Origin of the sequence: Rothia nasimurium (assembly GCF_035916755.1) — a bacterium.
Classification (GTDB): domain Bacteria; phylum Actinomycetota; class Actinomycetes; order Actinomycetales; family Micrococcaceae; genus Rothia.
Genome location: NZ_JAYWIX010000002.1, coordinates 366,195 through 392,076, shown reverse-complemented (window position 1 = coordinate 392,076; position 25,882 = coordinate 366,195). Strand labels below are relative to the sequence as shown.

Sequence of the window (25,882 nt, the reverse complement as noted above, 5' to 3'; positions counted from 1 at the left end):
CGTGGAAGGTGATTTCCTTGAAGAAGGGCTTATTCAGCCGCCAGAGGGAGTAGTTGGTGATTACCTCACCCCGTTTGAGGTAGCGGTCAAAAACGGGCAGGATGCAGTGGCCGTTGGTCATAATCAGGGCCTTATCCGTGTCCCTGGCCCCGGGGGAGCTGAATGACGGAGGCTGAGCAGTTGAAGATGCCCACGGCTGAATCGTAGGGCTGGTAGGGGTTGGCCTGGACCGGTGCGGCGAGCGTGGTGGAGAGGGCGGTCATGGCGACGGCTGCGGCCGCGGCGATGCGGCCACCCAGTGTTAGTTTCCTGGTCATAGCAGTCCTTGTCTCTTGGGAAGGTTCCCAGGGGTTGGCTTCGGTGCCGGGCAGGGCTTTGCCCTAGTCCACTGGGGTTACCTCGGATCTTATTAGAGGGGTACTGTAGATGCGCATCTGTGATTTATGCTAACCCCAAGGAAGGGTGCTTAGCTAGACCTTGGGCGGAATTTCTCAAAAAAATTTTTGGCCCTGACTTGGGACGATGCCAGGTCAGGGCCGGTGGGATGGTCTTATTGGAGGAGTTTCCCTGCTGATTCTTCGAGGTAGCAGGTGGGGCAGAGGGACTCGTAGCCCACGTCTAGGCCGTCGATGGCTACCTGGTCGCCGGCGAAGACGAATCGGCCGTCTACAGTGCGGCCGTTGAAGAGGGCCTTGCGGCCGCAGCGGCAGATGGTTTTGAGTTCTTCCAGGGTGTGGGCGATCTCTAGAAGGCGAGCGGCCCCGGGGAAGGCTCTGGTTTTGAAGTCAGTGCGGATGCCGTAGCACATGACGGGGATGTTCTCGAGGACGGCGATGCGCATGAGGTCGTCTACCTGTTCGGCGGAGAGGAATTGGGCTTCGTCTACGAGGAGGCAGGAGACGGGTAGGTGCCAGTGGAGGCGGGTGTCTGCGTCTGCGTGTTCGGCCTGTTCGGCGGCGGTGTGGAAGAGGTCGAGGACGCTTTCATGGGGGCCGATGAGGAAGTCTGCCTGGCGGGTGATACCGAGGCGGGAGACCACCTGGTTATCGCCTTTGCTGTCGATACGGGGCTTGGCGAGGAGCACCCGTTGGCCCCGCTCCTCATAGTTATGAGCAGCCTGCAGCAGCGCAGTCGACTTACCCGAATTCATGGCACCAAAACGGAAATAGAGCTTAGCCACGCGGCCACACCTTTCAACCCAGAACACGTACACAGAGAACAAAACCAAACCACACCATTCTAGCCCGGTGCGCTCCCCCGTTCACAGGCGTCCGTGCGCTGACCAACCGACTTTGTACCACGCAGTGTCCAGAAATCGGTCTCAAAGTGGGCAGGGGCTGGTACATACTGGAGCCAAACGCACCTAGATACACGAAAAAGGGAGGGCCCCGGAAACCCCGGTGCCCTCCCCCTTTCTCACACAGAGACTTACTTGCCTGAGACCTCGATACCTGAGACGTCCACGTCCTTGAGCGGGATAGTCTTTGAACCGGTCACAATCTTATGTACCAGCCAGACACCAATAATGATGGGCAGACCAATGTAGGCCGAGACAACCTCGAACCAGTGGCCAGCGAAGATAGCGTTGTAGTTCTGTCCGGCGATCACCAGCAGGCACATGAGCAGCGCAACGATGGGGCCAATGGGGAAGAGGGGGGCCTTGTAGGGCAGGTCGTTCACATCGTTGCCCTGGGCAACGTAGGCGCGGCGGAAGCGGTAGTGGCAAATCGCCACGCCCACCCAGGTGATAAAGCCCGACAGGCCAGAGATGTTAATCAGCCAGGTGTAGGCAGAACCCTCGCCCACCACGGCAGAGACGAAACCAAAGAGGCCAATAGCAGCGGTCATGAGCAGGGCGGGCATGGGGATACCGCGGGAGTTCACGCGGGCAAAAATCTTGGGAGCACGGCCCTCCAGCGCCAGGGCGTAGAGCATACGGGATGAAACGTAGAGGCCTGAGTTACCGGCCGAGAGAATCGCGGTCAGAATGACGGCGTTCATCACCGAAGCGGCAAAAGCAACACCCAGGTTCTCAAAGACCATAGTGAAGGGTGAGTAGGCGATGTCGGTAGCGTCCGCCCGCAGCAGGTTGGGGCTGGTGTAGGGAATCAGAGTACCGATAATAGCGATAGCACCAATGTAGAAGAGCATAATGCGCCAGAAAACGCTCTTGAGGGCGCGGGGCACGTCGCGGCGGGGGTTCTCAGACTCACCAGCGGCAACACCGATCATCTCGGTACCCTGGAAGGAAAAACCGGCGACCATGAAGATAGCCAGAATAGAGAGGAAGCCGCCCTTGAAGGGAGCTTCGCCCTCGGTCCAGTTGCCGAAGCCGGCCTCGTGGTTGCCCAGGATGCCGAAAATCATGGCGACGCCAGCGATCAGGAAGACGATAACGGTGACCACCTTGATGGTAGCCAGCCAGAACTCTGATTCGCCGTAGGAGCGGGCCGAGAGCACGTTGATACCCAGGATGATGGCCAGGAAGACGCCTGCCCAGACCCAGCCGGGAACGTCCGGGAGCCAGTAGGACATAATGACGCCGGCAGCCACCAGTTCAGCAGCCACGGTAATGGCCCAGTTGAACCAGTAGTTCCAGCCCATGGCGAAGCCGAAGGAGTCTGAGACGTAGCGGGAGGCGAAGGTCTGGAAGGAGCCTGCAACGGGCAGGTTGGCTGCCATTTCGCCCAGGGACTGCATGAGGAGCAGCACCATGATGCCGATGAGGGCATAGGCCAGCAGGGCGCCGCCGGGGCCAGCTTCGGCGATGGTGGAGCCGGACGCGACGAACAGGCCGGTGCCGATGGCGCCGCCGATGGCGATCATGGAGAGGTGGCGGCTGGCGAGGCCGCGCTTGAGCTCTTCTTTGGTCTGCCCGGTGGGTGCAGACTGCGCTTCAGTAGACATAGTGTGCTGCTACTTTCGGTGGTAATGAGCCCCCAACAGTTTTACTTAGGGGGCATAAGACAAACTTTAGATTACCACCGCAAGCGCCCTGCACCCCCGGGTGGGCAACGTGATTTAGCTCTGCTTATCTTCGTTGATGAAGGTGACGGACGCGCCATGTTCGACGGTGCGGGAGACGGTGCAGTCTTTTTCGGCGGAGAGTTTGATCAGGCGGTCAACCATGGAGCGGGCTTTTTCGCCTTCTTCGGTGGCGGGGAAGCGCACGTTGAAGCTGACTTCGATGTCGTCGAGGCTCACGGCCTTGTTCTCGTCGACCTTGCGCAGGCCGGAGGAGTGCACGGTGAAGGTTTCGGGTTCTGACTTGCGGCCGGTGACCACGTCGACGTCGATGGCGGAGCAGCCAGCGATAGCGGCTAGGAGCAGTTCGACGGGGGTGAGCAGGCCTTCGCCCTGGCCGAAGTCGAGGGTGTCGCCCTTGGCGTTGGTGGCGCGGTAGTGGCGGGAGGCTACCCGCTCAACGGTCACGGCGCGGTAGTTGGGGTCTTCGGTGCGGGTGGTTTTCTCGGTCATGGTTTTTCTTTCTCTCGGTGTGGGGCGCGGACGCCGGTACTCGGGTAACGGCGTCAGCACAGGTTTTATTTCTGGTGAGGGCAAGGAGCTACATACTGAACAGAAAATTGGAGTCTCTCTAGTTTTATCTAAACTTATTGCTATGCACCACACCAGCCCAGATACAGGTCAGCTGTCAGCGCCTTCTACCCCCACCAATCTGCCGGGCCCCGCCAGCAGGGCGGCGGCGTCCGCACCGGTGACCGGTGAGCACATCAGCCAGCTGCCCGGCGAAAGCGGTTTTAAGGAGGGTCTGCGTGTAGCGGGTGTGCTCTGCGTCGGCTTTGTGGTCATGGGCATGGGCTTGGGCGTGCTGGTAGCTTCGGTGGGCTTGCCCTGGTGGGTGGCGCCTGCTCTCTCAGCTATCGTCTTTGCCGGGTCGGTGGAGTTCCTGCTGGTGGGCATGATTGCCGCCGCTGCGCCGCTGAGTCTGATTGCTTCTACGACCCTGCTGATGAACGCCCGGCACCTGGTTTATGGCATCTCCTACCCCCTGCAGAACGTCAGGGGAAACCTGGCTAAGGCCCTGGCTGTGTATATGCTCTGCGACGAGGCCTACGCCCTGAATACTGCCCCGGGCTCGCAGAATTTTCGTAGCTCCCGCATCATGACGGTTTCTGTGGTGCTCTGGGTGTCCTGGTGGGGCGGCTCCACCCTGGGCGTTATTCTAGGAGCCACTTTTCTCTCCCATTTAGAAGGCGTTGACTTCGTGATGACGGGCATGTTCCTGGTGCTCTCTATCGACGCCTACCGGGCGGTCAAGGACCGAATCACAGCGTCCTTTGCGATTATCGCCTCGCTGACGGCCATCGTCCTCGCCCCGCATTCTATGCTGCTGGTATCCCTGCTGACCCTGGTGGTCCTGCTCGTCATTCGCCATCTGGCCACCCAGCGCAAGGGTGTATCTGCCCAGGAGGCCCCGCATGCCTAGCACCGGCTACATTCTTTCAGCTATTTTCCTGGCTGCCGGCATCACCTTTGCCCTGCGCCTGATTCCTTTCGGTGTGAAGTCCGTGCTCAAAGATTCAGCACTGGTTTCTAACCTAGCTGTCTGGCTGCCCATGGGCGCCATTATCTGCCTGGGCTTCTACGTGATGGCAGAAATCGACTACTCTTCCCGCGAGACAGCCCTGCCCTACCTAGCGGGTGCTGTGGTGACGGTTGCTACCCACCTGTGGCGGAAGAACCTGGCGCTCTCCCTCATCGTGGGTACAGCAACCTGCGTGGTGCTTGCTAACTGGATTTTCTAAGGAGATACTTCAACCAAAAAGCGCAGCAAACATACTCGGAGCCGACTGGATGGGTCTGGCGTGAATCGCGACGAGCCTCTAGGCGAGGAGCGAGAGGGTCAGTCGGCGAGAGTATGTTTGCTGCGCTAAATGTTGCTCAGTGTCTCTATTCTAGAGAGCTGCGAGCGCTGCCTCGTAGTCGGGCTCGGTGGTGATTTCGTCCACGAGCTGGGCGTAGACAATTTCACCGGTGGCGTTGACGACGACAACGGAGCGGGCCAGCAGGCCGGCCAGGGGGCCGTCCGCCATAGTGATGCCGTAGTCTTCGCCGAAGGAATCGCGGAAGGCTGAGGCTGAGACAACGTTTTCGATGCCTTCAGCGCCGCAGAAGCGGCCCAGGGCGAAGGGCAGGTCCTTGGAGATGCACACGACGGTGGTGTTCTCGAGCTTGGATGCTTCTTCGTTGAATTTGCGGACGGACGCGGCGCAGACGCCGGTGTCGATGGAGGGGAAGATGTTGAGGACCAGGTTCTTACCCTCGAATGAGTCTGAGGTGACTGCGTCGAGGTCGGTGCCCACCAGGGTGAATGCGGGTGCTGTGGAACCTACGGCGGGCAGGTCGCCTACGGTCTGTACGTCATTGCCTTCAAGATGTGTAGTAGCCATAGTTGTATTGTGGCGCAGGCAACCGGGGTGGTGCAAGGTGTTGCGCTGTGCGGGTAACTGTAGGTCTTAGCCGGGGTGAGCGGCAGGATCGGCCCGATGTTGATGCGATTGAGGGTCTGACCGGCGCGCCAAGATGGTGCGCCACTTAGGTTCCCCGCTCACCGACGTCACCTATGTCTTTGACGAGCCCGCCACCGGCCTGCACCTGGCCGATATTCAGCAGTTCCTCACCCTGCTCGACCAGCTGGTCGATTCCGGCACCACCGTGCTCTGCATCGAGCACCACGAGGCCGTGAACGCCCATTCTGACCACATCATAGATGTGGGTCCAGAAGCTGGCCACGGCGGCGGTACAATCGTGTTTGAGGGGACTGCCGCTCAGCTTGCTGCCACAGATACCTTCACCGGGGAGCACCTGGCTGCCTGCCTGCCTAGCGCCCTAGCGCACCTGTTGCACCTCGTCATAAACTCGTTATCCTACGAAAAAAGACAGGGTGCAGTACCAGTAACCACACCATCATCTAAAGTTAAACTGTGCCTAAACTCATCAACCACGAAGAACGCAAACAAGAAATCGCCCAGGCGGTCTGGGCGGTGCTAGCCCGTGAAGGCGTCCGCGGCGTATCTGTGCGAACCGTAGCCGCCGAAGCTGGCATCTCTACAGGCTCCCTGCGCCATGTCTTCCCCTCTCACGAAGAGATGATGCAGTTCTCTCTCGACTATGTGGGCAAGCGCTTCATTCGGGCCCTGACCAGCCGCACCTTCAACTACGAGCTGATTTACAGCCTCGAAGAAATCTTCACCGAGCTCTCCCCCGTCTCTGAAGACGGCAAGCTCTTTATCACCGTGGTTGCGGGCATGCTGGCCGATGCCTCAACGATTCCCGGTATCGCCAAGATTCTGCAGTCCCGCGAAAAGGACTTCCTCTACGCCTACGGCTTCCTGCTCAGCCAGCTGCGGGCCCAGGGGTTTGTGCGCGACGATATCGATATTGACCTAGAGGTAGAAAAACTCGTAGCCCTGCTGTGGGGTATCAACTGCCTCTACCTGCTCACCGACGGTGAAGCCAGCGACGAAGAGCTCATGGCCCCCATGCTCACCCACTTCGAGACCCTGCTGGAAATCTTCACCTACCCCGAAGAGCAGGACCTCGACTACTACAGTCAGGAGTTCTTCAGTGCCTAAGCTCATTGACCACGACGAACGCAAGAAAGTTATTTCCCAGGCGGTCTGGAAGCTCCTCAACGAACGCGGCGTCAGCGCTATCACCATTCGCAATGTGGCAGCCGAAGCCGGCATTTCCACCGGTTCGCTGCGCCACTCCTTCGACAGCCGCGTCGAACTGGTTACCTACGCCCTGGAACTTATCGGTGTAGAGACCGAGGCCAGTATGCGGGCAGTATCGGTACAGGGGCAGGACGTGCTCAACACCGTCAAGATTCTTGAGCACTTCATCCCGCTGACCCCGCGTTCCCGTGCGGTTTCCCGTATCACCCTGGGCATGGTGGCCGAGCTACGCTCCACCCCTGAAATCAAGAAAGTCTCGGTAACCAGCCTAGAGCGCATCCGCACCCTCTTCTACGACATGCTGGTACACCTTGATCAGGCGGGCCAGCTCAAGGCCGGAACTGACGTCAAGGTACAGGCTAACCAGCTCACCATGCTCAGCTACGGCCTAACCACCAAGGCTATTATCGGCGGCAAGGGTTCAGACCCGGTCAGCCTCAGCTACATCTTCCGCTCCAGCATCAACGAGCTGCTCGTACACCCCGTACCCTATGCAACCCAGGAAGACATCGACGAGTTCATTGCCCTGTCAGAGGGCGTGGGCAAGCTGCACGCCCCAGAAGAGACCACAGAAGAAAACTAAAAGCGGGGCAAACCTATAGCGAAACTTTTTAAACGCCACAGCGGGCGGAACCGGCACCGGTTCCGCCCGCTGCGTGTATAGGCTTCTGACTAAGGTGCCTGCTACCAGGCGAAGCCGATAGAATCCTCAATCTTCTTCAGGAAGTCAGGGTTGGCGTCGTCTACCAAGATAGCGGCGTGCATCAGCTCGTGCCCGTTATCCAGGGTGAAGATGTAGCCGGGGGCATTACTCGAAGCAAAACGTACCTCGGAGCGAATCACACGCACACCGTCTTCGCGGGTGTAGTTGATGGTCTCAACGGTCTCGTTGATTGACCAGGCCGGGGTGAGCCGGGCTACGGTTTCCTTCTCCATTTCCTCGGCGCTACGCCCCTGCTCATCGCTATAGGGGGTGCCCACCATAAAGCGGCCCGCGGCGTCCTCGGCGCTACGGTAGTGGGTGAACTGGTAGGTGAAGATTTCTGCCTGGGAGGGGGTGGCGTCCTGCACGTAGTCCTGGGGCACGAAGAAGGTCACGCCGTTCTCGGCAAAGACGGTGCCAGGGAAGGGATCTTCGGGAGTAGGTTCAGGGGTCGGCTCTGCGGTGGTGGGTTCGGGAGTCGATTCTGGAGTAGGCGTTGCGGTGGTCGCTTCAACGGTGGGGGTAGGGCTGGGCGATACTGAACTTGCGCTTGCCGAAGCGGTCTGCGGGTCAACGCGGGTAATCACTTCTTCCTGCTGGCAGGCGGTGAGGGCCAGCAGGGCAAGGCTAGTGAACAGGACGACTGATTTTCTGGTCATGTTTCCTTCACAGGGTAAGGCGTGGTGTGCGGCTTTTAATTCTAAAGACCGCGGTAGCACCTGCCCAGTGAAAACCGGAAAATGTGGGCAAGATACCGCGCCCCTCCCCGTGCGTTTGCTGCCTGTCGGCTGGGAGGGGCGGCGGGCGTCCGCCCCTGAGAAACTAGGACGCCTGCGCCCGGCCTGCCAGCGCCCTCTTGGCCTTGGGGTAGAGCAGGGTAATCATGAGAATGCCCAGCAGAATCACCGGAATGTGGCTGGCCATAGCCCAGCGGAAGGCCTCAAGAGTGTAGGTTTCGGGGGTGCCGGCGCCGAGGCTGTCAAGAATCAGGCCGATCAGGAACACGATGGTGAGGGCTCCTACGAATCCTCCCATATTGGCGATGCCCGTGGCTAGACCGCGCTGGTGTTGGGGCACGTGCGAACGCACCACCTCAAAAGCTGCCATGGACACCGGGCCGTTGACACCCAGGGTGATAGCCGCCGCATATACCAGGGCGGTGGGGGCATTTCCGGGCCAGAAGAAAATCAAGGACCACAGGCTGAGGTTGAGCAGGCTGCTACCCACCGCGATGTGCACCCGGTAAGGAGAAAAGCGGGAGAGAATCGAGCCGGTGAAGAACCCGGCAATGACGATGGAGGCCACCACTGTACTGACGATGCCCGAGGCCAGGGACCGGCTATAGCCCAGGCCCCCGGTCAGGAAAGGCATACCCCACAGCAGCATGATGGAGAAAATCATGGAGGCCGTCACGTAGTGCACCCAAAAGGCTAGGCGCACGCCCGGGTAGGCAAGTACCTGCCGAATAGAAGCCGCAAAACCTGGGCCCGAGGCCGGGGGAAGAACGGGCAGGGAGTCAGTAACGGGGTAGGGGTGGTCGGTGCGGGCCCGGTTGGCTTCTTCCTGGTCAGGGAGCGGACGCCGGGCGGACGCGCTCCCCCGTCCGCGCCGAGCACGGCGGCCCAGCCCCTGGGCTACGGTAGCCCTGCCGGGAGCCGGCCTGAGCGTGAAGAGGGCCAGAAGCAGAAGGCAAGAACCGATAGCGGCGAGAACAGTAAAACCGCCCTGCCAGCCCAGGGCACCCACCAGGGTGACCAGGGGTGTGACGGCAACTAGCTGACCCATCTGGCCCATATTGGCGCTAATTTGGTTGACCACCGGGATTTGTTTAGGAGTAAACCAGTCTGAAATCAGGCGAATCAGGCTGACGAAGATACAGGCGTCCCCGCTGCCCACCAGCACACGCGCTAGCAGGGCCAGGGGCACAGTCTCGCTCTGAGCCAGGAGAAACTGGCCAGCTGTCATGAGGGTCAGGCCACCGGCAATCAGCACCGGCGCCCCCTTACGGTCAAGCAGGGCACCCACCGGTACCTGCCAGCTGGCGTAGACCACCAGCTGCAGCATGATGAAAAGGGAAATAGCTGTAGCCTCAACCCCAAAGTGGGTTTGGGCAGTGGCCCCCAGCGCCGAAAAGGAGCTGCGGTTGATAATTGAGAACACGTAGGCGGCTATGGCAACCGCCCACACCAGCCATTTCACGGGTGGGCCACTACTTTCAGGGTTTAGTTGCTCTTCTTGACGACGGAGGACTTGAGGTACATCTGGCCTGCGCCGGGAACCTTAGCTTCAATATCATGGCCGTTGACGGGGCTTTCGAGTAGGCGGATACCGCGTACCTTGGTGCCAGCCTTGATATCGGCACCGCCCTTAACCTTGAGGCCCTTGGTGATAGTGACGGAATCGCCGTCCACCAGCTCATTGCCGACAGCATCGAGCACCTTGGAGCCGCTCTCTTCTGCCTCAGCGGCATCAGCTTCGGCCCATTCGTGGCCGCACATGGGGCAGACCCAAAGGTCCCCCTGCTGATAGGAGTACTCTTCAGAGCAGGCGGGGCAGGCGGGTGCGGGGGCATCAGACATGGGGTCTCCAAAAGTTAGGTGGTGTCTAGGTTGCTCCCCATTATCCCAGATAAAAGCACAAAACCTCCCGCTCTTCGGGGCGTCGAAGAGCGGAAGGTTCTGGGGCTAAACGTAGGGGGCCTTACTTGGTAGTTGCCGGGCCTTCGTCGTTCATATCGGTGGCGGGGTCCGAGACGATATCGGCAGGGGCCTCGTCGACCAGCTTCTGGGCCTTCTTATTGGCCTTCTCGGCTTCCTTTTCGGCCTTAGCTTCTGCCTTTTCTGCCTGCTTCTCGGCCTTAGCCTCGGCGCGGGCGCCCTTGACCTCTTCAGCCTTTTCCTTGGCTTTCTCGGTGCCTGCGGTGGCAGCTTCTTTAGCCTTTTCAGCACCCGCTACAGCGGCTTCCTTGGCCTTTTCTGCGACGACGGGCGCCTGTTCCTTGACGGTTTCTTCGGCGGTCTTGATGCCGCTCTGCACCTTGGGGTCGTTCCAGACGTTGGCAGCCTGGGTCTTGATCTTTTCGTACTGGCCGCGGCCTGCGCGAGCACCCAGCACATAACCGATACCTGCACCGGCGATGAACGCTAGACGTGCTTTCATGATAAACCTTCTTTCATCAGGTAGCTTGGTATCCCCTATTGTGCCAAAAGCATACTTATGAGCGGTAGACGACACACCGCACACGCGCATAAGATGCTATCGAAAAAGTGCAAGTGCCCCGCACTGTTCGCGGGGCACTTGCACTTTTCCAAGGGAAGATCTGGCTTGGAGGTTAGACGTTGAAGCGGAACTCCACCACGTCGCCGTCCTGCATGATGTAGTCCTTACCTTCCATACGGACCTTGCCGCGGGCCTTGGCCTCAGCCATGGAGCCGGCATCGTCCAGGTCAGAGAAGGAAACAACCTCTGCCTTGATGAAGCCGCGCTCAAAGTCGGTGTGAATGACGCCGGCAGCCTGGGGGGCAGTGTCGCCCTTGGTGATAGTCCAGGCGCGGGTTTCCTTGGGGCCAGCGGTCAGGTAGGTCTGCAGGCCCAGGGTAGAGAAGCCAACGCGGGCCAGCTTGTCGAGGCCGGACTCGTCCTGGCCGCTCATCTCCAGCATTTCGCGGGCTTCTTCTTCAGAGAGCTCAACCATGTCAGCCTCAAGCTTGGCGTCTAGGAAGACGGCCTCAGCGGGGGCGACCATGGCGCGCAGTTCAGCCTGCTTTTCCTCAGAGGCGAGGACGCCCTCGTCCGAGTTAAAGACGTAGATGAAGGGCTTGGAGGTGAGCAGGTTCAGCTCCTTGAGCAGAGCCATATCAATCTTGGTTTCTTCGTACTTAGAGATCAGGGTGTCGCCCTGTTCCAGTACGGCCTGCGCCTTCTTGTATTCCTCAAGCTGGGCAGGGTCGCCCTTCTTGATTTTGACAGCCTTTTCCAGACGGGGAATAGCGTTTTCCAGGGTCTGTAGGTCAGCCAGCACCAGCTCGGTGTTGATGGTTTCCATGTCGCTGGCGGGGTCTACCTTGCCGTCGACATGGATGACGTCGGGGTCGTCAAAGGCGCGGACGACCTGGGCGATGGCGTGAGCCTCGCGGATGTTCGCGAGGAACTGGTTACCCAAACCTTCACCCTCGGAGGCGCCGCGAACGATACCGGCGATGTCAACGAAGGAGACGGTTGCGGGCAGGATGCGCTCGGAACCGTAGATTTCGGCCAGGCGGGCCAGGCGCTCATCGGGCAGGTTGACGACGCCCACGTTGGGTTCGATGGTCGCGAAGGGGTAGTTCGCTGCCAGGATGTTGTTTTTGGTCAGTGCGTTAAAGAGGGTCGACTTGCCGACGTTGGGCAGACCCACAATTCCAATAGTTAAAGCCACGGTTTCTAGTTTACAGGGGTGAGTCAAGCAAGCGCGGGAGCGTTAGTGAAGCCCTGCACGCGGTGCGGACGCCCGCTACCGGCGGGGTAATTCAGGCAGATTCCCCTCACCCACCTCTTGTTACCTATAGCACAGTATTTTATGCTGGTCAGCATGACAAAAGCGCAGTTTTCGTCTCGGGACATCACCAGCTGCTTACCACCAGCTAGAAGTGGATGAGCCCACTGGAGAAGTCCGCTGGGAGGCTTCAAACTTCACCCCTGAGCGTCTGCGCGAGATAGAGGAGAAAACCCACGCATCAGGAGAAAAACTGATGTATGCGGCAGCCCTACACCAAGGAAAGATTGCAGCGCTAACGGCCTTGACCTATCCCACCGATACACGCAATGCCTCAGCCTGGCAGGAATCTACCGTGGTCATGCCAGAGCACCGCGGCCTTGGCCTCTCCCGTGCCCTCAAGGTACTCAGCCATACCCGCCTGCCGGCGTCCGCACCCCATATCCGGCAAATTATTACCATGAACTCAGCCGTCAACCCGGCCATGATCAAGGTCAATGAGGAGCTGGGCTATCGGCCCGTCTGGGAGGAAATCTGCTACCAGAACTAGTGGCTAGCCCCGCCCAGGTTGAGCACCAGCACCCCGGCAACAATCAGGGAAATGCCCACCACCTTGACCAGGGTGATAGGCTCCCCGAGAAAGACCGCACCGATGGCGACGATGGCAGCGGTGCCCAGCCCCGATCAGAGGGCGTAGGCAACCCCGACCGGGATGTCCCGCACCGCCAGCGACAGCATGAAAAAAGCGAAACCGTAGCCCACCAGGCAGCCCAGGGTAAACCACAGTTTGGTGAACCCCTCGGTGTATTTCAGTAGGGTGGTGGCAATGAGCTCCGAGCCAATGGCGAGCGCGAGGAAAAGGTAGGGCATAGGCTCATTCTGCATGCCCCGTACAAAAAGGCTAGAATAATAAGCACACGTATCTCACAACGATGTGAATCTAGGAGTTTTTGTATGTCTCACAAGGGCAACAACGAATACACCGATGTCTCTACCGCAGCCATCGAAATGGGCGACGCCGCATCCCGGGCGCCGGGGTGGAACCGCACAGACACAGCCTGGACCGTCAGCCTCTTCGGCACAGCGGTTGGCGCGGGCATCCTCTTCCTCCCCATCAACGCGGGCGCTGGCGGTGTCTGGCCCCTGCTGGCTGCAACCGTCCTGATTTGGCCCATGACCTTCCTGGCTCACCGCGGGCTGTCCCGCATGGTCTCCGCCAGCTCTAAACAAACAGCAGATATCACAGAGGTAGCCGAAGAATTCTTTGGCCGAGGCTTCGGCAAAATCTTTACCCTGCTCTACTTCCTCTCTATCTACCCCATCCTGCTCATTTACGGCGTCAGTATCACTAACACCGTTGACTCCTTCCTCACCAACCAGTTCGGACTAGAACCGCTGCCCCGCTGGCTCCTTGCCGCCCTGCTCGTCGGCGCCATGAGCGCCGTCATGATTATCGGTCAAAAATTCATGCTCATGGTGACCCAGTTCCTGGTCTACCCCCTCATTCTGGTACTCGCCGCACTCACCCTCTACCTGATTCCCCACTGGTCGCTGAACGGCTTTAGCCAAGTACCGGCACCCGACAACTTCTCGATGACCCTCTGGCTCATGCTGCCGGTGCTCGTCTTCTCCTTCTACCACGCAGCGGCTATCTCCCAGTTCTCGGTTGCCATGCGCAAGCAGTACCACGGCTTCGCTTCGGTCAAGGCATCCCGCGTGCTACGCGTGACCTCAATCATTCTGACCGTCTTCACCATGGGCTTCGTCTGGTCCTGCGTGCTGGCTATCGGTCCGGACGGCCTCGCTGAAGCCCGTGCCTCAAACCTCCCCATCCTCTCCTACCTGGCCAACGAATTCGATGCCCCCTTCATCAACTGGCTCGGCCCCATCGTAGCCATCGCTGCCATTGTCTCCTCCTACTTCGGCCACTGGCTCGGCGGGCACGAAGGAGCAGCGGGTATTATCCGAAAGAACTTCGATCCCGAGAAAAAACGCATCAGCGATAAGGCCCTCAACGTAGCTGTCAACGTCTTCATCGTGGTTACCGTCTGGATCGCAGCCGTGCTGAACCCCAGCGTCCTCTCCCTCATCGAATCATTGGTAGGCCCCGTGATGGCCCTAGTACTCTTCATCGTGCCCATGTGGGCCATCCACAAGGTACCGGCACTGGCCCCCTACCGCGGCAAACTCTCCAACATCTTCGTGGTGATCTCAGGCATCGCTGCCTTCTCCGCCGTCGTCTACGGCCTAATTCCCAGCTAACTAGCCCCACAAGAAAAGGCCCCGTGCGGGGCCTTTTCTTATAGGGAAACTCTTCGCGCAAGGTACATGGAGGTCGCTTCGCGATTTTACCGGCTCAGCTGCACTCCTCACTTCCTAAATGTGCCCAATCGTGGGCAAATTTTTAACGGAAGAGGACTTCGGCGCGAAGCCGAGCCGGTCGCTTCGCGATTTTACCGGCTCGGCTTCGCTCCTCGTCCTCCCAGTCGCATCGCGGGCTCACCCGAATCATTCTTCAGGGCAGCGCGCAGCTCCTTAGGCAACGAGAAGAGAATATCTTCCTTGGCGGTCTCAAACTTCTCAACGTCAACGTAACCGTAGTCTGCCAGCAGACGTAGCACGTCCTGCACCAGCACCTCGGGCACCGAAGCACCGGAGGTCAAACCCACGGTGGTCACGCCCTCGAACCAGGCCTCATCAACCTCATTGGCGTAGTCCACCAGGTAGGCTTGCTTAGCACCGTATTCCAGAGCGACTTCCTTCAGGCGCACGGAGTTCGACGAGTTGGTCGAACCCACCACAATCACCAGATCAGCCTTCGGAGCGATTTCCTTGATGGCGCCCTGGCGGTTAGAGGTCGCATAGCAGATGTCGTCGGAGGGCGGGTCCTGCAGGGTGGGGAAGCGCTCGCGCAGGCGGGCAACGGTTTCAAGGGTTTCGTCCACAGACAGGGTGGTCTGCGAAATCCACACGACCTTCTCGGGGTCGCGTACGGTCACCTGATCAACCTCGTCAGGTGAGTTCACAATCTGAATGTGGTCAGGGGCTTCGCCAGCGGTACCCTCAACCTCTTCGTGGCCGGTGTGGCCAATGAGCAGGATGTCGTAGTCCTGCTTGGCAAAGCGCACAGCCTCGCGGTGCACCTTGGAAACCAGGGGGCAGGTGGCGTCGATAGTGTTGAGCTGACGCTCTTCCGCTGAGGCCACAACAGCCGGTGACACGCCGTGGGCGGAGAAGACGGTGACGGCACCCTCAGGGACTTCCTCCACCTCGTCCACAAAAATTGCGCCCTGAGCTTCGAGGGTTTCAACCACGTGGCGGTTGTGAACAATCTGCTTGCGTACGTAGACGGGGGCCCCGTAGTGGTCTAAGGCCTTTTCAACGGCGATGACGGCGCGGTCAACACCAGCGCAGTAGCCGCGGGGCGCTGCTAGGAGCACCTTCTTGTCGCCGGTGGGGGCGGCTGCCTCAACTTCTTCGCGGGTCCTGCGCACGCGGGGTACGGTGGGCAGACCCAGTTTAATGGTCTTCTCTTGGGTAGACATAGTCTCTATCCTACGTGGTTCTAGCGGGTGCGCGCAGTGGCTTCTCTCGCAGTCAGCCCCATGATCGCTGAGAGAAGAGCAAGAAGTGTCATTACCGCCCCCGCAATCAGCAGGTTGAAGACCAGGCCCTTGTGGTAGCTGGCGAAAGATGCGGTGATAGTTTCAGATAGTTTTTGCAGGAATAGGACGGCCGCGTTGCTAGCCGGTAGCTGTATTCCGGCGGTAAGTGAGGCACCGCCGCCCAGGAGGCCAGCGACCCAGAGTAGGGCTGCTGCGCCAAAGGCGATGAAAGCTAAGTAGGCAAAGCGGTTGCGGGGCCAGAGCAGGAACCCGAGCAGGGCGGATACGCCGCTGACCACCAGCAGGGGCTGCCAGAGAGAGGCCAACCATATCAGGGTATTGATAGTGGAATTGATAGGCCAGATGTTCTGCCCCGTATCCAGGGTGATGGTACGGCCGGGCAGGCTTGAGGTATCAACACCAAAGCCGGTCGCCGACTGCACAGACGCCCCGGCTTGGTCATAGAGGGCAGAAAGGTCAAGCACCGTCGGGCGACTTTCACCCGAGAAGTTATAGGCGTGGGTATCTGAAATCACCTGGGCCCACAGCTGGGGGTAAGCATCGGAGGTCACCAGCGAGTTGGTAGCCCCGTCGACCAGGGTATAGGTCTGATCATAGAGCCAGTTCTGTACTCCCCCGTACCAGGCGGTGGAGTTACCATCGCCCAGGTAGGTTTCAATAGCGGGTGAGGCCATGATGTCGTCAGTGACGGCGCTTGCCAGGCTATTTTGGAAGTCCTGGTCATAGGCGATGGACTCGGTCATCGCCGCAAAGTTTTCGGTATCTACCAGGGTGGTTTGCGCCCAGTAGGCTGTGGCTGCGGTCAGCCCGGTAGCCAGCGTAAGGAGGGCTAGCAGGACGCAGAGAAAACGCCTGGCCAGGCTAAAGGCCGGACGGCGGCGCTGACGTCGAGGCGCGTAGGGCGCCACCGGAGCGGACGCTACTCCCTGCACCTGTACTTCAGGCTGGTAGGCAGCCTGGGCTGCTTCTTGGGCGCGCTGATTTTCGGCCTGAACGTAGGGGTTCGTCCAGTTGCCGTCGCCATAGTCTTCTGTGCTCTTGCGGGTACCCGTCATGCTTGCATGGTAGCCGGTCTTACTGGGTATTTGCTTGGGCCGTTCTTATAGGTGGAGCAGGCTCGCAGCGAAGCTGCTGGCTCGGGGCTGGCGTGAATCACCTAGTGAGCGCTAGCGAACCGGGTGAGAGGGTCGGCAGCGAGCGTGAGCCTGCGTAACCTTTCAAAAACCCGCAGCAGAAAAAGACAGTTTTTCTTGGCTCAATGCTTAAAGTGTCAGCCAGCGGTGGTAGAAGTAGGTGTATGAACAGTTTTGGTGATTCGGCACCCGGCCATCTGACGCTGGCGCAGCTACAGGCCCAGCAAGAGCAGCAGGCCCAGGGCATACCCCGGCAACTAGCGGAACGCGCTGGCCAGACTAGCGTCGATAATCCCTGGCCCCTGCATGTGCTGTCGAATAAGATGCACGAGTATATTGCCCGTTGCGTACCGACCTGGGTGGAGGGGCAGATTATTGAGCTCAACCACCGCGGCAGGGTTTCTTACGTGACGCTGCGCGATATTGAGCAGGAAATCTCGGTATCGGTCACGGTCTGGGGCTCAGAGATGGCTAAGGTGCAGGGCCAGCTGGAGCGGGGCTCTCGGGTGGTTTTGCAGCTCAAGCCTGATTTCTGGGTGAAGACCGGTCGCCTATCGATGCAGGGCTCTAACATCAAGCCGGTGGGTGTGGGCTCTATGCTGGAGCTTATTGAGCAGTTGCGTGCCAAGCTACAGACTGAGGGCCTTTTTAGTCCCGAACGTAAGAAGCCGCTACCGCTGCTCCCCCGCCGGGTGGGTTTGATTACCGGCCGTGATTCGGACGCCATGAAGGACGTCATCCGTAACGCCTCCCTGCGCTGGCCCGCCGTTGATGTTGAGGTGCGGGAGGTTGCGGTGCAGGGCGTGAACGCGGTTGCCCAGGTGACGGCTGCACTGGCTGAGCTAGATAACCGGGACGACATCGACGTGATTGTGATTGCCCGCGGTGGCGGCTCCTTTGAAGACCTGCTGCCTTTCTCTGAGGAGGCAATGGTTCGGGCCGTTGCAGCAGCACATACCCCGGTCGTATCGGCTATTGGCCACGAGGCTGATTCCCCTCTGATGGACCACGCAGCAGACTTGCGGGCCTCGACCCCTACCGATGCCGGTAAGCGTATTGTTCCGGACGTCCGCGAGGAGCGGGAGCTCTTCGCATCGGCCCGCTACCAGCTGGTACGGGCTGTGGAGCAGCTGGTGTCCGCTGAGCGTTACGGTCTAGCCCAGGTACGGTCTCGTCCGGTTCTTGCCAACCCGGGCTCAGCCCTGCTGGCTAGGTCAGAGGATATTGAGCGACTACGGGCGAGGGCTTCGAGCGCGGCCGTCCATCGTCTAGCCAGAGACCGTGATCTTATTAGCCAGCTACGGGCGCGGGTTACGGCCCTGTCGCCCCAGCAGACTCTGGAGCGCGGCTATGCGGTGATGCAGGACGCCTCCGGCCAGCTGGTACGCGATGCCCGCACCCTGTGCGAGGGTCAAAACATTAGTGTGCGCGCGGCAGCCGGCGCTGTGGACGCAACCGTTACCGCCGTGCACGCGAAAAACCACTAGAACCTGGTCAGATGCCAGGTTGAGGAAAGGAAACCTATGAGCAACGCCATCGAATTCAAGACAGAACTCAACGCGACTCCGGTTGAGCAGCTGACCTACGAGCAGGCCCGTGAAGAGCTCCTGCAGGTTGTAGCCCGCATGGAGTCCGGTGCGAGCACGCTTGAAGAATCTATTGCCCTGTGGGAGCGAGGCGAGGCCCTTGCTCAGCGCTGTGAAGCATGGCTCGACGGCGCCCAGGCAACCCTGGACGCCGCCCGCCAGAACCAGACGTCCTAGTTCTGCTTGTAGTCAGCCAGGAAGTTACCCAGGCGCTCCAGGGCATCGGCCAGGGTGCGGGTATCGGGCAGGAAGACCAGGCGGAAGTGGTCGGGCGCTGACCAGTTGAAGGCAGTGCCATGGCTCAGCAGAATCTTCTGCTCCCGTAGCAAATCAAGCATGAACTGCTCGTCGCTGGTGATATTGAACTTATCGATATCGAGCTTGGGGAAGAGATAGAGGGCACCCTCAGCCTGCTGCACGGTCACGCCGTCCATTTCGCTGAGCATCTTGTAAGACAGGTCCCGCTGCTCTTTCAGGCGTCCGCCGGGCAGAATCAGGTCGTTGATGGACTGGTAGCCGCCCAAGGCGGTCTGTACGGCATGCTGGGCAGGCACGTTAGCGCACAGGCGCATATTAGCCAGCAGGTTAATACCCTCGATAAAGGGGGCAGCCGCAAGCTTGGGCCCCGAAATAGCCACCCAGCCAGCACGGTAGCCGCAGACCCGGTAGGCCTTGGAAAGACCCGAGAAGGTCAGGGTGAGCACGTCGTCGCCTGCAAGAGCTGCCACGTGGGTCATCTGGGCACCGTCGTAGAGAATCTTCTCGTAAATCTCATCAGCAAAAATTACCAGCTCGTGTTCTCGCGCCAGGTCAACAATCTGCTGGAGTACCTGGGGAGTATAGACAGCACCGGTGGGGTTATTGGGGTTTATGACCACAATGCCGCGGGTGTTGGGGGTGATTTTTGATTTGATGTCCTCGATATCGGGCAGCCAGCCGTCCTCTTCGTTACAGAGGTAGTGCACCGGCTTGCCGCCTGCAAGCTGGGTGGCAGCCGTCCACAGGGGGTAGTCGGGGCTGGGGACCAGAATCTCGTCCCCGTTATCCAACAGGGCCTGCAGGGTCATAGGAATCAGCTCCGAGACGCCGTTACCCAGGTAGACGTCGTCGGTGGTGATGTTCATGATGCCCTCGTTCTGGTAGTACTGCACAATGGCGGTACGGGCAGAGTAAAGGCCACGGGAATCAGAGTAGCCCTGGGTGTAGGGCAGGTGCTCGATGATATCCATCATGATGGTTTCAGGCGCTTCAAAACCGAAGGGCGCCGGGTTACCGATATTGAGCTTGAGAATACGGTGACCGCGCGCTTCCATACGCTGGGCTTCTTCCAGAATGGGCCCGCGAATATCGTAGAGAACGTTTTGAAGTTTTTTTGATTGCTTGAATGCCATGAGATTTAGATTACCCCTTCATGTTGGTCAACCAGAAATGGGCGGCGTCGGTTTCTGAGACGGGGTTATCACCGCTCGTGAGCGTATTGAGGCGTACCAGGGAATCGGTGTCGAGGTTAGCGGAGACATCGTTGATGATGTCCTTGACCTGCTGGGGCAGCTCCCCGGCGCGGGTGACGGGCACGATGTTTTGCGCGAGCTGAGTGCGCTCGGGATCCTCAAGCAGCACGAGGTTATTGGCCGGGATCTCTGCGCTGGCTGAGTACATGTAGCTCATGCTGGTTGCGCCGGTGATGAGCTCCTGGGCCTGATCTGACCGGCTATCAGCGGTCTTGCTGGCTCCCGGGGTGCAGCTGTAGTGGGTGCTCAGCAAGCTGGCGCCGCTAGGGTTGGTGGCGTAGCTTTCGGGGGCAACCAGGCTCAGCTCAGAGCAGACCTGCCCCAGGTCGCTCATGGTCTCAAGACCGTAACGCTGGGCAGTAGCCCGGGTGACCACGTAGCCATACCGGTTGGTGGCACTCGAGGGTGAGAGCACCTCAGCGGTATCGGGCAGGGCACGGTCAACGTAGCTGACGATGTCGTTGCTGCTAAGCCCACGCACGTTAAGCGAGGTAGCGCTGGGGCTGGGCGTGGCAGTAAGACTTGGTGTAGCGGTAGGGCTGGAATCAGCGGACGCGCCCGCACTAGCTTCTACGCTCGCAGTGGGGGTTGGCGTGGGGCTGGTTTCTGCCGCGGCGCTAGCCCGCTCCTCTTCGATAATGGTGGGGCTAACCGCTCCGTTATCGGTGAGGTAGAGGAGCAGGTCGCCAGACAAATCAGGGGTGATATGCACAAGCCCATCTGCCGGGCCGGTTGCAGTAGGGCTGGCTGTAGCGGTGACAGCGGTATCTATACCCATGCTGGCGAAGTAGGCGGGGCGACTGTCGGCGGTCTCAACTACCTCAACGGTATAGCCCGCTTCTTGCAGGGCAGCCTGGTAGATATAGGCTGCGTGGCGGGTCTCAGCCGTTAGCCCGGTACCGATACGCAGGGTAGCGGTCGTGGCGGGGCTGGTCGAGGTAGTTGCACCGCTGCCGGTCGGTGAGCTGCCACAGCCGCTCAGTAGAAGGCCGGTGGCCGCAGCGAGAGCAACCAGCTGGGCGCGGTAGCTCTGCGTGCACGGGCGTCCTTGTTCCTTAGTCGTTTCCCTAGTCATGTAAACCCTCCCGGTAGCTGGCTGCCAGCTCACGGGCGTCCGCGTACCCTAAGAGGCGGGCGGCCTCGTCCACCAGGGAATAGTAGAAGTGCTGGTCAAGCTCGGCCAAAGGCACCCACTCTGCCAGGTCGGTTGATCCGCCGACCTCGGCAGTAAGTTCTCCACCGGTGACGTGGGCAGTATAGAGGGTACGCAGGGCGCAGAAAGGACGGGTTGCCCCGGCTTCGGGCTCAAAGTAGGCCGCATGTACCCCCAGCAGGCGGTCAAGTTCCACCCGGTAACCGGTTTCTTCAAAGACTTCGCGCACAGCAGTCTCATGGGGCTGTTCGCCGGGATCCATGCCGCCACCGGGTAGAGTCCAGCCGGGGCGGTAACCGGGAATATGCGGTACCCAGCGAGAGAGCAGAATCTTGCCGTCCTCAATCACCACGGCGTAAGCGGCCGGGCGGGTATCCATCACCAGGGGCATCTCTTCTTCCTTTGTTCGTCTCTGAAAAACCAGTCTATTGCACCCTTGGCTCAGGTGTGCCGTCCAAGCGTTCATGAGCAGCTGGCATACCGGTTTTCTTCAGACAAAGACGATAGGCTCATAGGTATGACAGCGACCGGGATTTTAGCAGCAGAAACAACGCCCCTTGAAGAAAGTGCCGAGGCCGCCGGAACCGTAATGGCCAGGCTGGCCAGCCTAGATTTTTGGCTGGGAGCACCCCTGCGCATACTCATCATTATTATCATCGGGTTCGTCTTACACGGCCTGGTGCGCGTGGTCATTCGCCACGTCACCGACTCTATCGCCCGAGGCACCCGCAACCGGGTGGTTGCAGCAGAAGAGAAAAAGGGAAGTAAAACTAGCCGGTGGAAAGCCGATACATCTCTGGCGAGCGCCCGCCAGTCCCAGCGGGCACAGACCGTTGGCTCGGTGCTCCGGTCGGTCTCGTCGATTGTGATTTGGACGGTCATGATCGTCATGATTATCGCTGAGCTGGGCTTCAATATTGCCCCCGTCATCGCCTCAGCCGGTGTGGTGGGTGTTGCCCTTTCGTTCGGGGCCCAGTCTCTCGTTAAAGACTTCCTCTCGGGTATCTTCATCGTGGCTGAAGACCAGTTGGGCATCGGTGACTGGGTCAATCTGGGTGAGGCTGAGGGCGAGGTAGAGGCAGTGGGTCTGCGCACCACCCAGGTGCGTGATACGGCAGGAACCCTCTGGCACGTGCGCAACGGCGAGATTCTACGTGTGGGCAACTCTTCCCAGGGCTGGGCCCGTACCATTATCGATCTGCCCATTCCCTACGATGCCGATATCGACGAGATGGCCAGCTTCCTCATGACCTCAATTCAAAAAGCCATCAAACTGCCCGGCATCAAAGAGAATATATCGGGCAAGCCCCAGTACCTGGGCGTGCAGTCTGTGACCGGTGAATCGGTGGTACTACGCCTGACGGTCAAGACTGCCCCCTCTGAGCAGTTCGCGGTGGGGCGTAAACTCCGGGAAGAGCTTAAGAAGGCTATGGACCAGCGTGGCATTCGCATTCCACTGGCTAACCAGTCGGTGATTCGCAGCGAGACACGCGAGGAACGCGCCGTGATTTCCTCTTCTACCCAGAAAGCAGAAGAAAAGACCGACCCAAAGGGCTAGCTCTCGGTAGACCCTCGGTGCAGGTTGTAGCCTAACGCTTTTTGCCCCGGGAGCCTCGGCCCGAGCCCTTAGCACTCCCCTTGCCGCCCTTTTGAGCCTGGTACTGACGCAAGTTGCCGTTCTTCTTGGCGTTGCGCTTTTTGCGGTCTTCAGCCTCACGGCGCTTATTGGCAGCCGCCCTCTTCCGCTTAGCTTCTTCCTTCTCACGCCGCTGCTTCTCAAGGGCTACCTCGCGGCTATCGCTACCGCGCTGAGAGGCAGCGGTGCGGCCGCGGGTAATCCCCACGAAGTCCTGGATTACCTGCTCGCGGGCGTCCTCGCGCATCTCCCGCTTCCACACCAGCAGAACCGGGTACTCGCCCAGTCCCTCAACCGGGCGGTAGGTCAGGTCTTTGCGGTGGTAAAAACGGGCTACAGACATCGGTACCACCAACAGGCCCAGCCCAGCAGCCACCAGCTCAATCGCGTCAGCCCGGTGGCGCATCTGGGGCAGCGGACGCGGGTTCTCGGCCCGGTAGTCGGTGGAAAGATCGCGCCACTCGGGTACCTCATCGGGACTCTGGAGCAAAAATTCTTCGGCCAGCTCAGCAACCGGAACGGTCTCGAGCACCGTTAGCAGGTGGTCCTTAGGGAGTACCACCACCGGGGTTTCCCGGTAGAGCTCGATCGCGTGGTAGCGCTTCTTATCGCGGGCTTCGGGCTCGTCCTCAGCGCGCACCAGCGCCATATCCGCAAAAGCATCGAGCGAAGCAAGGCCCTGCCCCTCAGTTAGGGCGACGTCGGTCAGGGGAGCCAACGCCGAATAGCGCTCCCGCCACCGGGTAAACCACTTACCGGGCATAACCCCGGGAACGAACCCCACGCAGAGACCGGGCACCTGCCCCACCTGCTCATAGCGGGCGGTCTGGTCGTCAACCAGCAGGTCGGGGTGGGCAAGAATTAGCTCGCTCAGGGTCATAGCTTGGTGTCTTTCGGTAGTCGCGGCATGGAACGTTTCCTGTCCCGGATTTTTGCGGTGATAATGACGGCCGCCAGCAGGGCCAGCACCAGGGCGGCTACCTGCGGGTTCTCAAGCCAGAGCCAGACAACCGACATGCCAACCGTTGCGTAGATAGTACCCCACATAAGAGTGCCCACCAGCATAGCTGGAATCCAGCGGGACAGGGGCATACGGGTAAAGCCGGTGGTCAAAATAACCGCAGTTTGAAAGCCCACCGTCAAGAAACAAGCGGGAACAGCTAGCACACCCCAGCGATTCACAAAATACTGGGCCCGGCGGTAGAGGGAGTGATCCATCAGGTGCTGTATCTTCTCAAAGCGGGAACCCCCAGCCCGAGCTAACCAGCCCAGAGAAAAGACGAGGGAGGTACGCACAATACCCACCACCCACATAAAGCCGATGGCGGCGACCCAGTGCAAACTTTCAAGCCATTCCCTCACCCCACCAGTCTAGCCTGTTCTCAGAGTCTGGCGCGGCGGCGTCCACCCCTCTTCCACTATGGATACCCCAAACCCCTCGCTTTGACAAGGAAAAACATGCACTTTTTAGGTTCACCTATCTCAAAAAATAGGTTAACCAAAAAAAATTTTCACCAAAGACTAGCCAAAGCACCCACAATTAGGTTATATTTTTATTACCAAATAGCCGCAAGGCCCTGTGGGAGGGCTGGCTAGGCGGTACAAAGAAGACTTTTCTTCCTGTGTGTGATGCAGCTGGAGGCACCTACGTGAGGTGCCTCCAGCTTTTTAAAGAGGGTCAGCTATGAACCCTCATGCCTCACTGGCAGGTTTAGGTGAGCTTGATACCTTTTACTTTCTTGAGCGCCCGAGGCAGGGCATCAAAGGCAGTCATGCGAAGCCCCATAGCCAGCAGCTCCGAGCGGCCCAGCAGGTAGCCAACCACAAAGGGGTCAAGCCCCAGCTCGTTAGCCTGCGCACGCAGGCTCAGCAGCCAGTCGCCCATGGTCAGCTCGTCTGTGAGCTCACCCAGCTCTGCCTGAACAGCCTTAGCCCGCGCCACCAGCTCGGCCTGGGGTTCAGTCAGAGGAAGCCCGGCATCAGCAGCGGCAAAGAGGCAGTAGCGCACCGCCTTAGCTGCCTTACGCACATCGTGCAGGCCCTCATCAAAGGCAGCGCCCGCCGCAAAATCAGCAACCTGCTCTGGCCAGGTAGCCGTGGCCCGTTCCCCCTGCTTGACCAGGTTCTTCCGCAGACGCTTAGCCACCTTGTTCACGTAGTTCTCGCTATTGAGCGGAAGCTCCACAGCCAGGGTCACATCGGCCAGTAAGGATTCGAGGGCCAGCTGAAGTTCCAGCCTGCCCGAGGACGCCAGGTAGCGGCGGGCCTGAACGGCTGCGTCCGCCTGCTGGTGCTCCATCACCGCCCCAAAGCTAGCTCCAGAACTCTCCCCCAGCACCGGGTGGGCCTGCAAGACCTGCTGGGCCATAGGGTGCACAAGCTCACCGTTACGGTGCGTTTCTAACTGGCGGGCATAGGTTTTCAGCCCCTGCATCATATCTTCAAGCGCAGGAGCAAACCCGCTGCGCGCATAGGGCAGAGCCATATACTTCAGAACACTCCGTAACTGACGGGCAACGATGCGCCCCTGATGGGTGGCATCGGGTGCTCCCGCTGCCACCAGTAAATCGGCCTGGGCAAGCCGTTGGGCGTGAGAGGCAAGCACCCGAGTAAGTAACTCAGCAGAGCTCGGCGCCGGGGGAAAATCAGCTACCAGAGTCTTCTTTTTCTTTTTCGCCGTTTTCTTACCCTGCCCCTTAGCTTTGCCGCCCATTCGCCGGGCCTCGAACTCGGCGTCCTGCCCCAGGGCCCGGGCAATCTTAGCCGGCGACTGCGAGGGCACAGCCCCGACGGCCTGCAGCTGGCGAGCAACGTCCGCAAAGAGCGCTTCCGTAAGCTTACGATTTTGGGCGGTCTGCCCCAGCAGCTCTACCTCCCACTCGTGCCAGGCCCGCTCCTGGCCCGTGGCGTAGTCAAGAGCCTGTACCCGGTCATCACAAATCTCAGCTAGCTGCTCCCCGGCCCTATCGAGGATCACGGTACGGGTCCGCTGGGTTTTCAGAGAAACCCGAGGCTCCGGCTCTTCGCCAAGAGCCGGAACCTGCACAAACTTCCTCACCGCAGCAGGCATAGCGGACCGGTTAGCCAGCAGGTCAAAGGTCACCTCATGGCGCTGGCCGGCAGCGTCGAACTTGATATGCCAACCCTGGTCATAGCCACCCAGGCGACGGCGCAGAGCTACCTTATGCCGCCCCAGGTTGCCAGAAGGAGTGTCGTAGTAGGTGGCATCAAGCTGCTCGGTCACAGGTTCACTGACACTCCACCGCTTAAAGCTCCACTCCACCGAGGGAACCTCACTGTTCACATCGGTAAGCTCAAATTTCTGCTCAATTTCCAGGTGGTGTGTAGCCATTCGGTTAGCC

The 25,882-nt window shown here is 59.7% G+C and carries 28 protein-coding genes and 1 pseudogene; 9 read left to right on the top strand and 20 right to left on the bottom strand.

The window, feature by feature from the left end:
* Positions 1-131 precede the first annotated feature (131 nt).
* From VSX42_RS03605 to VSX42_RS03590, 4 genes are all read right to left on the bottom strand, one after another.
* Positions 132-317 (bottom strand): hypothetical protein, encoded by a 186-nt coding sequence (locus tag VSX42_RS03605; RefSeq protein WP_326502994.1) that lies wholly within the window; start codon positions 315-317, stop codon positions 132-134.
* Between the two features lie 233 nt (positions 318-550).
* A complete protein-coding gene (locus VSX42_RS03600) occupies positions 551-1,180 on the bottom strand; it encodes a thymidine kinase (RefSeq protein ID WP_326502993.1) in 630 nt (209 codons plus the stop codon).
* Between the two features lie 248 nt (positions 1,181-1,428).
* Positions 1,429-2,907, bottom strand: a complete 1,479-nt coding sequence (locus tag VSX42_RS03595) for an amino acid permease (RefSeq protein WP_326502992.1) — start codon at positions 2,905-2,907, stop codon at positions 1,429-1,431.
* A 114-nt stretch (positions 2,908-3,021) separates the two neighbouring features.
* Positions 3,022-3,477: an OsmC family protein gene (locus tag VSX42_RS03590; protein ID WP_326502991.1), complete on the bottom strand. Its 456-nt coding sequence runs from the start codon at positions 3,475-3,477 to the stop codon at positions 3,022-3,024.
* Between VSX42_RS03590 and VSX42_RS03585 the strand changes: the two genes are divergently transcribed.
* On the top strand, positions 3,476-4,447 hold the full coding sequence (locus tag VSX42_RS03585; protein WP_326502990.1) for an AzlC family ABC transporter permease: 972 nt from the start codon (positions 3,476-3,478) through the stop codon (positions 4,445-4,447). The genes VSX42_RS03590 and VSX42_RS03585 overlap by 2 nt on opposite strands.
* On the top strand, positions 4,440-4,766 hold the full coding sequence (locus VSX42_RS03580) for a branched-chain amino acid transporter permease (RefSeq protein WP_326502989.1): 327 nt from the start codon (positions 4,440-4,442) through the stop codon (positions 4,764-4,766). Before VSX42_RS03585 ends, VSX42_RS03580 begins: the two co-directional genes overlap by 8 nt.
* 150 nt (positions 4,767-4,916) lie before the next feature.
* Here VSX42_RS03580 and tpx read toward each other — a convergent pair whose 3' ends face one another.
* Together tpx and VSX42_RS03570 are read right to left on the bottom strand one after the other, a co-directional pair.
* Positions 4,917-5,411 carry a thiol peroxidase gene (tpx, locus tag VSX42_RS03575; protein WP_326502988.1) on the bottom strand — a complete coding sequence of 165 codons (495 nt, stop codon included), beginning with the start codon at positions 5,409-5,411 and terminating at the stop codon, positions 4,917-4,919.
* 145 nt (positions 5,412-5,556) lie between these two features.
* Positions 5,557-5,715 carry a hypothetical protein gene (locus VSX42_RS03570; RefSeq protein ID WP_326502987.1) on the bottom strand — a complete coding sequence of 53 codons (159 nt, stop codon included), beginning with the start codon at positions 5,713-5,715 and terminating at the stop codon, positions 5,557-5,559.
* Between the two features lie 230 nt (positions 5,716-5,945).
* Between VSX42_RS03570 and VSX42_RS03565 the strand changes: the two genes are divergently transcribed.
* Positions 5,946-6,596 carry a TetR/AcrR family transcriptional regulator gene (locus tag VSX42_RS03565; protein WP_326502986.1) on the top strand — a complete coding sequence of 217 codons (651 nt, stop codon included), beginning with the start codon at positions 5,946-5,948 and terminating at the stop codon, positions 6,594-6,596.
* Positions 6,589-7,281: a TetR/AcrR family transcriptional regulator gene (locus tag VSX42_RS03560; protein ID WP_326502985.1), complete on the top strand. Its 693-nt coding sequence runs from the start codon at positions 6,589-6,591 to the stop codon at positions 7,279-7,281. The genes VSX42_RS03565 and VSX42_RS03560 overlap by 8 nt, the downstream gene beginning before the upstream one ends.
* 101 nt (positions 7,282-7,382) lie before the next feature.
* Here VSX42_RS03560 and VSX42_RS03555 read toward each other — a convergent pair whose 3' ends face one another.
* From VSX42_RS03555 to ychF, 5 genes are all read right to left on the bottom strand, one after another.
* A complete protein-coding gene (locus VSX42_RS03555; RefSeq protein ID WP_326502984.1) occupies positions 7,383-8,060 on the bottom strand; it encodes a hypothetical protein in 678 nt (225 codons plus the stop codon).
* 163 nt (positions 8,061-8,223) lie between these two features.
* Complete coding sequence (locus VSX42_RS03550; protein ID WP_326502983.1) at positions 8,224-9,600, bottom strand: MFS transporter; 1,377 nt, start codon at positions 9,598-9,600, stop codon at positions 8,224-8,226.
* A gap of 23 nt (positions 9,601-9,623) precedes the next feature.
* The gene (locus VSX42_RS03545) at positions 9,624-9,980 is read right to left on the bottom strand and encodes a zinc ribbon domain-containing protein YjdM (protein WP_326502982.1); all 357 of its coding nucleotides are present in this window, start codon (positions 9,978-9,980) and stop codon (positions 9,624-9,626) included.
* Positions 9,981-10,101: 121 nt separating this feature from the next.
* Complete coding sequence (locus VSX42_RS03540) at positions 10,102-10,560, bottom strand: hypothetical protein (RefSeq protein WP_326502981.1); 459 nt, start codon at positions 10,558-10,560, stop codon at positions 10,102-10,104.
* A gap of 172 nt (positions 10,561-10,732) precedes the next feature.
* Positions 10,733-11,818, bottom strand: a complete 1,086-nt coding sequence (gene ychF, locus VSX42_RS03535) for a redox-regulated ATPase YchF (protein WP_326502980.1) — start codon at positions 11,816-11,818, stop codon at positions 10,733-10,735.
* Positions 11,819-12,029: 211 nt separating this feature from the next.
* Here ychF and VSX42_RS03530 point away from each other — a divergent pair, with 211 nt between their 5' ends.
* Positions 12,030-12,425: a hypothetical protein gene (locus VSX42_RS03530; protein ID WP_326502979.1), complete on the top strand. Its 396-nt coding sequence runs from the start codon at positions 12,030-12,032 to the stop codon at positions 12,423-12,425.
* Here VSX42_RS03530 and VSX42_RS10905 read toward each other — a convergent pair.
* Positions 12,422-12,745, bottom strand: a pseudogene (locus tag VSX42_RS10905) (DMT family transporter). The gene VSX42_RS03530 and the pseudogene VSX42_RS10905 sit on opposite strands and share 4 nt — an antisense overlap.
* An 84-nt stretch (positions 12,746-12,829) precedes the next feature.
* Here VSX42_RS10905 and VSX42_RS03520 point away from each other — a divergent pair.
* Positions 12,830-14,137 (top strand): HAAAP family serine/threonine permease, encoded by a 1,308-nt coding sequence (locus VSX42_RS03520; RefSeq protein WP_326502977.1) that lies wholly within the window; start codon positions 12,830-12,832, stop codon positions 14,135-14,137.
* Positions 14,138-14,328: 191 nt separating this feature from the next.
* On the opposite strand, the gene VSX42_RS03515 is transcribed toward VSX42_RS03520, so the two are convergent.
* Both VSX42_RS03515 and VSX42_RS03510 read right to left on the bottom strand, forming a co-directional pair.
* On the bottom strand, positions 14,329-15,420 hold the full coding sequence (locus tag VSX42_RS03515) for a 4-hydroxy-3-methylbut-2-enyl diphosphate reductase (RefSeq protein WP_326502976.1): 1,092 nt from the start codon (positions 15,418-15,420) through the stop codon (positions 14,329-14,331).
* A gap of 20 nt (positions 15,421-15,440) precedes the next feature.
* The gene (locus VSX42_RS03510) at positions 15,441-16,556 is read right to left on the bottom strand and encodes a hypothetical protein (RefSeq protein WP_326502975.1); all 1,116 of its coding nucleotides are present in this window, start codon (positions 16,554-16,556) and stop codon (positions 15,441-15,443) included.
* Positions 16,557-16,798: 242 nt separating this feature from the next.
* On the opposite strand from VSX42_RS03510, the gene xseA reads away from it, so the two are divergent.
* The gene (gene xseA, locus VSX42_RS03505; RefSeq protein WP_326502974.1) at positions 16,799-18,121 is read left to right on the top strand and encodes an exodeoxyribonuclease VII large subunit; all 1,323 of its coding nucleotides are present in this window, start codon (positions 16,799-16,801) and stop codon (positions 18,119-18,121) included.
* A gap of 36 nt (positions 18,122-18,157) precedes the next feature.
* Positions 18,158-18,397, top strand: a complete 240-nt coding sequence (locus VSX42_RS03500; protein ID WP_326502973.1) for an exodeoxyribonuclease VII small subunit — start codon at positions 18,158-18,160, stop codon at positions 18,395-18,397.
* Here VSX42_RS03500 and VSX42_RS03495 read toward each other — a convergent pair.
* Genes VSX42_RS03495 through VSX42_RS03485 form a run of 3 tightly spaced genes read right to left on the bottom strand, consistent with a single transcriptional unit; the run spans position 18,394 to position 21,275 of the window.
* A complete protein-coding gene (locus VSX42_RS03495; protein WP_326502972.1) occupies positions 18,394-19,611 on the bottom strand; it encodes a pyridoxal phosphate-dependent aminotransferase in 1,218 nt (405 codons plus the stop codon). The two genes, VSX42_RS03500 and VSX42_RS03495, sit on opposite strands and share 4 nt — an antisense overlap.
* Before the next feature lie 10 nt (positions 19,612-19,621).
* Positions 19,622-20,806, bottom strand: coding sequence for a glycine betaine ABC transporter substrate-binding protein (locus VSX42_RS03490; RefSeq protein WP_326502971.1), 1,185 nt, complete (start codon positions 20,804-20,806; stop codon positions 19,622-19,624).
* Entirely contained in the window at positions 20,799-21,275 is a 477-nt protein-coding gene (locus VSX42_RS03485; RefSeq protein WP_326502970.1) for an NUDIX domain-containing protein, read from the bottom strand. The genes VSX42_RS03490 and VSX42_RS03485 overlap by 8 nt, the downstream gene beginning before the upstream one ends.
* A gap of 126 nt (positions 21,276-21,401) precedes the next feature.
* Here VSX42_RS03485 and VSX42_RS03480 point away from each other — a divergent pair, with 126 nt between their 5' ends.
* Positions 21,402-22,442 carry a mechanosensitive ion channel family protein gene (locus VSX42_RS03480; protein ID WP_326502969.1) on the top strand — a complete coding sequence of 347 codons (1,041 nt, stop codon included), beginning with the start codon at positions 21,402-21,404 and terminating at the stop codon, positions 22,440-22,442.
* Between the two features lie 31 nt (positions 22,443-22,473).
* On the opposite strand, the gene VSX42_RS03475 is transcribed toward VSX42_RS03480, so the two are convergent.
* From VSX42_RS03475 to VSX42_RS03465, 3 genes are all read right to left on the bottom strand, one after another.
* The gene (locus VSX42_RS03475; protein ID WP_326502968.1) at positions 22,474-23,400 is read right to left on the bottom strand and encodes a LysR substrate-binding domain-containing protein; all 927 of its coding nucleotides are present in this window, start codon (positions 23,398-23,400) and stop codon (positions 22,474-22,476) included.
* Positions 23,397-23,861 carry a hypothetical protein gene (locus tag VSX42_RS03470; protein WP_326502967.1) on the bottom strand — a complete coding sequence of 155 codons (465 nt, stop codon included), beginning with the start codon at positions 23,859-23,861 and terminating at the stop codon, positions 23,397-23,399. Before VSX42_RS03470 ends, VSX42_RS03475 begins: the two co-directional genes overlap by 4 nt.
* 370 nt (positions 23,862-24,231) lie before the next feature.
* Positions 24,232-25,872, bottom strand: coding sequence for a CYTH and CHAD domain-containing protein (locus VSX42_RS03465; RefSeq protein WP_326502966.1), 1,641 nt, complete (start codon positions 25,870-25,872; stop codon positions 24,232-24,234).
* Between the last annotated feature and the right edge of the window lie 10 nt (positions 25,873-25,882).

Excerpts from the sequence above, each read along its gene's own strand:
- VSX42_RS03605 (WP_326502994.1), bottom strand. The coding sequence starts at position 317 with ATGACCAGGAAACTAACACTGGGTGGCCGCATCGCCGCGGCCGCAGCC.
- VSX42_RS03595 (WP_326502992.1), bottom strand. The coding sequence starts at position 2,907 with ATGTCTACTGAAGCGCAGTCTGCACCCACCGGGCAGACCAAAGAAGAG.
- VSX42_RS03585 (WP_326502990.1), top strand. The coding sequence starts at position 3,476 with ATGGTTTTTCTTTCTCTCGGTGTGGGGCGCGGACGCCGGTACTCGGGT.
- VSX42_RS03590 (WP_326502991.1), bottom strand. The coding sequence starts at position 3,477 with ATGACCGAGAAAACCACCCGCACCGAAGACCCCAACTACCGCGCCGTG.
- VSX42_RS03580 (WP_326502989.1), top strand. The coding sequence starts at position 4,440 with ATGCCTAGCACCGGCTACATTCTTTCAGCTATTTTCCTGGCTGCCGGC.
- tpx (WP_326502988.1), bottom strand. The coding sequence starts at position 5,411 with ATGGCTACTACACATCTTGAAGGCAATGACGTACAGACCGTAGGCGAC.
- VSX42_RS03570 (WP_326502987.1), bottom strand. The coding sequence starts at position 5,715 with ATGGGCGTTCACGGCCTCGTGGTGCTCGATGCAGAGCACGGTGGTGCC.
- VSX42_RS03555 (WP_326502984.1), bottom strand. The coding sequence starts at position 8,060 with ATGACCAGAAAATCAGTCGTCCTGTTCACTAGCCTTGCCCTGCTGGCC.
- VSX42_RS03545 (WP_326502982.1), bottom strand. The coding sequence starts at position 9,980 with ATGTCTGATGCCCCCGCACCCGCCTGCCCCGCCTGCTCTGAAGAGTAC.
- VSX42_RS03540 (WP_326502981.1), bottom strand. The coding sequence starts at position 10,560 with ATGAAAGCACGTCTAGCGTTCATCGCCGGTGCAGGTATCGGTTATGTG.
- VSX42_RS03520 (WP_326502977.1), top strand. The coding sequence starts at position 12,830 with ATGTCTCACAAGGGCAACAACGAATACACCGATGTCTCTACCGCAGCC.
- VSX42_RS03515 (WP_326502976.1), bottom strand. The coding sequence starts at position 15,420 with ATGTCTACCCAAGAGAAGACCATTAAACTGGGTCTGCCCACCGTACCC.
- VSX42_RS03510 (WP_326502975.1), bottom strand. The coding sequence starts at position 16,556 with ATGACGGGTACCCGCAAGAGCACAGAAGACTATGGCGACGGCAACTGG.
- xseA (WP_326502974.1), top strand. The coding sequence starts at position 16,799 with ATGAACAGTTTTGGTGATTCGGCACCCGGCCATCTGACGCTGGCGCAG.
- VSX42_RS03500 (WP_326502973.1), top strand. The coding sequence starts at position 18,158 with ATGAGCAACGCCATCGAATTCAAGACAGAACTCAACGCGACTCCGGTT.
- VSX42_RS03495 (WP_326502972.1), bottom strand. The coding sequence starts at position 19,611 with ATGGCATTCAAGCAATCAAAAAAACTTCAAAACGTTCTCTACGATATT.
- VSX42_RS03490 (WP_326502971.1), bottom strand. The coding sequence starts at position 20,806 with ATGACTAGGGAAACGACTAAGGAACAAGGACGCCCGTGCACGCAGAGC.
- VSX42_RS03485 (WP_326502970.1), bottom strand. The coding sequence starts at position 21,275 with ATGCCCCTGGTGATGGATACCCGCCCGGCCGCTTACGCCGTGGTGATT.
- VSX42_RS03480 (WP_326502969.1), top strand. The coding sequence starts at position 21,402 with ATGACAGCGACCGGGATTTTAGCAGCAGAAACAACGCCCCTTGAAGAA.
- VSX42_RS03475 (WP_326502968.1), bottom strand. The coding sequence starts at position 23,400 with ATGACCCTGAGCGAGCTAATTCTTGCCCACCCCGACCTGCTGGTTGAC.
- VSX42_RS03465 (WP_326502966.1), bottom strand. The coding sequence starts at position 25,872 with ATGGCTACACACCACCTGGAAATTGAGCAGAAATTTGAGCTTACCGAT.